At 70.8% G+C, this 5,410-nt stretch carries 4 protein-coding genes; 2 read left to right on the plus strand and 2 right to left on the minus strand.

Annotation, left to right across the window (positions count from 1 at the left end):
- Positions 1 to 43: 43 nt before the first annotated feature.
- Positions 44 to 832, plus strand: coding sequence for an ABC transporter permease (locus tag AB8Z75_RS31230; protein WP_369207914.1), 789 nt, complete (start codon positions 44 to 46; stop codon positions 830 to 832).
- Positions 833 to 928: 96 nt separating this feature from the next.
- Positions 929 to 2,353, plus strand: coding sequence for an NAD(P)/FAD-dependent oxidoreductase (locus AB8Z75_RS31235; RefSeq protein ID WP_369207910.1), 1,425 nt, complete (start codon positions 929 to 931; stop codon positions 2,351 to 2,353).
- Positions 2,354 to 2,417: 64 nt separating this feature from the next.
- Here AB8Z75_RS31235 and AB8Z75_RS31240 read toward each other — a convergent pair whose 3' ends face one another.
- Entirely contained in the window at positions 2,418 to 3,095 is a 678-nt protein-coding gene (locus AB8Z75_RS31240) for a phosphatase PAP2 family protein (RefSeq protein ID WP_369207912.1), read from the minus strand.
- Between the two features lie 547 nt (positions 3,096 to 3,642).
- Entirely contained in the window at positions 3,643 to 4,992 is a 1,350-nt protein-coding gene (gene gabT, locus AB8Z75_RS31245) for a 4-aminobutyrate--2-oxoglutarate transaminase (protein WP_369207916.1), read from the minus strand.
- Between the last annotated feature and the right edge of the window lie 418 nt (positions 4,993 to 5,410).

The raw sequence follows: 5,410 nt of genomic DNA on the forward strand, positions 1-5,410 counted from the left end.
GCCCACCCCCGTGTCCGCTGCCCCGCGGCCTCTGGGCGCACCGCTGCGCTGGCTGCGCAGGAACGCCGTGGTCCTGGCCGGGTGCGCCGCACTGGCGTACCTGCTGCTCCCGAACGTGGTCGTCCTGGTGTTCTCCTTCAACAAGCCCGCAGGCCGGTTCAACTACGCCTGGCAGGCCTTCTCCACGGACGCCTGGACGGACCCCTGCGGAGTCGCCAACCTGTGCGGCTCGCTCGGGCTCAGCCTCCGGATCGCGGTGCTCGCCACGCTGCTCGCCACCGCGTTCGGGACCTTCGCCGCCTTCGCCCTGGCCCGCTACCGCTTCCGCGGCAAGAGCACCACCAATGCGCTGATCTTCCTGCCGATGGCCATGCCCGAGGTCGTGATGGCCGCCTCCCTCGGCACCCTCTTCCTCAACATGCGCATCGAGTTCGGCTTCCTCACGATTCTCATCGCCCACGTCATGTTCTGCCTCAGCTTCGTCGTCGTCGCCGTCAAGGCGCGGGTGATGAGCATGGACCCCCGGCTCGAAGAGGCCGCACGGGACCTGTACGCCGGCCCCTTCCAGACGTTCTGGCGCGTCACGCTGCCGCTCGCGGCGCCCGGTATCGCCGCGGGCGCCATGCTCAGCTTCGCGCTGTCCTTCGACGACTTCATCATCACCCAGTTCAACGCGGGCCCCTCGACGGTCACCTTCCCGATGTTCGTGTGGGGCGCCGCGCAGCGGGGCGTGCCGGTACAGGTGAACGTCATCGGCTCGGCGATGTTCGTCCTGGCCGTCGCCATCGTGCTCGGCGGCCAGATCGCGGCCAACCGGCGTAAGAAGTCCTGACGCCGCTCCCCCCACGGCGAGCCGAAGCCCGCTCGCCGCGGCGAGCTCCGCAGCCGCGGGCTCGCACTCGTGTATGAGAACAAGGAGCCGATAACCGTGAGCGATGCCGTGGCCTCCCCAGCTGCCCTCCGCTCTCTCGCCGACGCCCAGCCCGCGCCGTTCTGGCTGGACGACCCCGCACACCGCCCGACCGCGCGCCCCGCCCTCGTCGGCGACGAGCACTGCGACCTGCTCGTCGTCGGCGGAGGCTACAGCGGTCTGTGGACGGCGCTGCTCGCCAAGGAGCGCGACCCGCACCGCGACGTGGTGCTCATCGAGAGCGAGGAGGTCGGCTGGGCCGCCTCAGGACGCAACGGCGGCTTCTGCGCGGCCTCACTCACCCACGGATTCGGTAACGGCCTCACCCGCTGGCCCGGCGAGATCGCCCGCCTGGAGAGGCTCGGCCAGCGCAACCTCGACGCCATCGAGGAAGCCGTCGCGCGCTACGACATCGACTGCGACTTCGAGCGCACCGGCGAGATCAGCGTGGCCACCGAGCCCTACCAGGTGGCCGAACTGGAGGAGTGGGCACACGAGGCGCGGGAACGGGGCGTGGGGGAGGGGCTGACCTTCCTGGACGAGCACGCGGTACGCGCCGAGGTCGACTCGCCCACCTTCCTGGCCGGCCTGTGGGACCGCACCGGCGTCGCCATGCTCAACCCCGCCCGGATGGCCTGGGGCCTCAAACGCGCCTGCGAACGGGCCGGAGTCCGCATCCACGAACACACGCCCGCCACCCGGCTGGACGCCCGAGGCGCCCAGGTGGCCGTCGGCACGCCCTACGGGCGCGTCCGCGCACGGCACGTCGCGCTCGGCACCAACGCGTTCCCCTCCCTCCTGCGCCGGGTACGGCCCTACGTCGTCCCCGTCTACGACTACGCCCTGATGACCGAACCCCTGAACGACGAGCAGCAGGCCGCCATCGGCTGGCGCAACCGCCAGGGCCTCGGTGACAGCGCCAACCACTTCCACTACTTCCGCATCACCCCGGACAAGCGCATCCTGTGGGGCGGCTACGACGTGCTGTACCACTACGGCAGCCGCATCTCCCGCGAGTACCACCAGCGCCCCGAGACGTTCGCCAAGCTCGCCGAGCACTTCTTCCGCTGCTTCCCGCAACTGGAGGGCCTGCGTTTCAGCCACCGCTGGGGCGGCGCCATCGACACCTGCTCGCGCTTCTCGCCCTTCTTCGGCACCGCCATGGACGGACGCGTCAGCTACGCGCTCGGCTACACGGGACTCGGTGTCGGTGCCACCCGTTTCGGCGCCGAGGTGATGCTCGACCTCCTCGCCGGCCGCCGCACCGAGCGCACCGCGCTGGAGATGGTCCGCAAGAAGCCACTGCCCTTCCCGCCCGAACCGGTGCGCTGGGCCGGCATCGGCATCACCCAGTGGTCGCTGGCCCGCTCGGACGCGCAGGCGGGACGGCGCAACCTGTGGCTGAAGGCGATGGACAAGGTCGGCATGGGCTTCGACAGCTGACGGCCGCGGGTCACGCCGCCGCGGGTCACGCTGCTGCGGGCCACGTGACCGCCGGCCCGGGGGGTCAGGCCGAGGACTCCGATGCGGGAGGGGGGGGCGGGGCAGGAGGAGACGCCCGCCGAGACGTACGACGGGCCAGTGCGGCGGCCGAACAGAGCAGCAGCACGCCGAGGCACCAACTGGCCGCGACGTCCAGCGGCCAGTGGTAGCCCCGCCACACCAGCCCCAGCCCGTTGCCCAGGGAGAGCACCACGACGCCCGCCCACGCCACCACCAGCAGCGCGCGGGAGAGCCAGCCCGCCAGCAGAAGCAGTGCTCCACCGAGAGCCACCGCGGTGGTGGCGGCATGCCCCGAGGGGTAGAAACCGCCGCCTCCCAAGGGGCCTGTACGGTCCGTCCAACTCTTCATCCCCGTGACGACCAGCGCCATGACGACCATGGCCGAGGCGTAGCAGAGCACCGGCCGCCAGCCGCGGCCCCGGGTGAGCCAGAGCGCAAGAGCCATGGCGACAGCCAGTACCGGCAGAGCCACCGTCATATTGCCGAGGTCCGACAGCAACTCGGCCGCCGCCCGGGGCGGAGCTGCCGCCCGCATACCGTCACCCAACTCCTCGTCCCAGCGGAACAGCTGCCCTCGCGTGAGTACCTGCCAGGTGAACAGCGCGGAAAGAGCACCGCACAGCAGGCAAGCAATCAACCGCAGTACGGGAACGGCAGAAGAGGAGCGGGCGGAATCGGGCATCGACGCGCTGGGCCGCCCAGGAACCGGGGGGATTCCGGGGCGGCCGTCTCGACCGGGCTCGTACAGGTCCCGGGGGGTGTGGGACAAGCCGTCATCCGATCGAGGAGATACGTGCGCGAGGGCACGACCGGGCCGGTCTCGGGGAAAGACGGGCTCGGACCGGGACACCGGGGTGGTTCCTCCCCGCATCCCGGCAACACGGAAAACCGTACGGCAGGCGAGCGTGACCCGACAGATGGGACACGCACCGGACATCGGCCCCGCACACATTCTTCACCCGGCACCGCTCCCTTGCTGGTCAACGCCCACGACGCCCGCAACGGGCACAGCCGCAGGACAACGCTTCGCCGCCTGTCGCTGAGACCTCACGTTACCGGGGGACGGCCCGGGCGGCCCGGCGGCCGGGAGCGTGGACGTGCGGGAGCGCGGGCAACGCGGAAGTGCGGGCAACGCGGAAGTGCGGAAGTGCGGCAACGCGGAAGTGGGGGGGSCTGAGTGAGTSCCCCCCCCCACTTCCGGTGGGTGGGTCACCGAGCCCCGTCGGCCCTCACAGGCCCGAGAGCGCGTCCTCCAGGATGTCGAGACCCTCGTTGAGCAGTTCCTCGCCGATGACCAGCGGCGGCAGGAAGCGGACGACGTTGCCGTACGTACCGGTCGTCAGGATCAGCAGCCCCTGCTGGTGGCACGCCTTGGCGAGCGCCGCGGTGGCCTCCGGGTTGGGCTCCTTGCCGCCGGGCTTGACCAGCTCGATGGCGAGCATCGCACCGCGCCCGCGCACCTCGCCGATGATGTCGGACTGCTCCGCGATCTTCTCCAGCCGCGGCTTCATGATCTCCTCGATGCGCCGGGCCTTGGCGGGCAGGTCGAGCTCGCGCATCGTCTCGATCGAACCGAGCGCCGCCGCGCACGCCACCGGGTTGCCGCCGTAGGTGCCGCCGAGGCCGCCGCTGTGCGCGGAGTCCATGATCTCGGCACGCCCGGTGACGGCCGCCAGCGGCAGGCCGCCCGCGATGCCCTTGGCCGTGGTGATCAGGTCCGGGACCAGCCCCTCGTCCTCACAGGCGAACCACTGGCCTGTGCGGCAGAAGCCCGACTGGATCTCGTCCGCCACGAAGACGATGCCGTTGTCCCGCGCGAACTGCTGTACGCGCGGAAGGAAGCCCTTAGCCGGAACGATGAAGCCGCCCTCGCCCAGTACAGGCTCGATGATGATCGCCGCGACGTTGTCGGCGCCGATCTGCTTGGTGATCTGGTCGATGGCCTGGGCCGCCGCCTCCTCGGCGCAGTTCTCCGGGCCGGTCAGCCAGCGGTAGGGGTAGGCGACGGGGACGCGGTACACCTCGGGGGCGAACGGGCCGAAGCTGTGCTTGTACGGCATGTTCTTGGAGGTGAGCGCCATCGTCAGGTTGGTCCGGCCGTGGTAGCCGTGGTCGAAGACGACGACCGCCTGGCGGCCGGTGTGCGCACGGGCGACCTTCACAGCGTTCTCGACCGCTTCCGCACCCGAGTTGAACAGTGCGCTCTTCTTCGCGTGGTCCCCAGGCGTGAGCGCGGCCAACTCCTCACAGACCCGCACGTACGGCTCGTACGGGGCGACCATCGCACAGGTGTGCGTGAAGTCGTTGAGCTGTTCCGTCGCGCGGCGAACCACGGCTTCCGCGCTGTTGCCGACAGAGGTCACGGCGATGCCGGAACCGAGGTCGATGAACGAGTTCCCGTCCACGTCCTCCAGGACACCGCCGCCCGCACGCCGCGCGAAGACCGGCAGCACCGTCCCGACGCCACTGGCGACCGAGGCCTGCTTGCGTGCCATCAGCTCCTGCGACTTCGGCCCGGGAATGGCGGTGACGACGCGCCGCTCCTGGGGGAGGGTGGGCCCTCCGGACAGTTCAGTCATTGCGGTCATAACGCACTCCTCGGGAGAAACGGGGGTCTCGTACTTCGCAGGCTAGGGGCACGTACGCGACCGACACATGCTCCGCTCCGGAGAAGTGTGGTGCGCCGGTTGGCCACCACGGACATAGGCGGCGAGCCCGACGCGACCGCCGCCGCCCCGCCCAGCAAGGCCGAGGCCGGTGCCCCCACTCACCGCACGACCCCCTTCAAGCGCGGGCGTGGACCAACTGAGGTGGTCGGCCGCTAGATTGGAGGCAGGAGGGTGTCGGCCCCACCAGGCCGGCACGTCGGGGCGTCAGGGAGCTGAGGCAGCACATGGACATGGGGCTTCCCCACCGGAAGCAGGGCACGGGCAGTCCGGACGGCTCCCCTCACCCGTGGCAGGAGCCGTCACCGCACTTCGCCACGCCCCCCCACCC

It is taken from the genome of Streptomyces sp. PU-14G, assembly GCF_041028275.1.
GTDB lineage: Bacteria > Actinomycetota > Actinomycetes > Streptomycetales > Streptomycetaceae > Streptomyces.

What these genes read in the sequence shown, in the direction of transcription:
- AB8Z75_RS31240 (WP_369207912.1), bottom strand. Translation starts at nt 3,095, where the DNA reads ATGCCCGATTCCGCCCGCTCCTCTTCTGCCGTTCCCGTACTGCGGTTG.
- gabT (WP_369207916.1), bottom strand. Translation starts at nt 4,992, where the DNA reads ATGACTGAACTGTCCGGAGGGCCCACCCTCCCCCAGGAGCGGCGCGTC.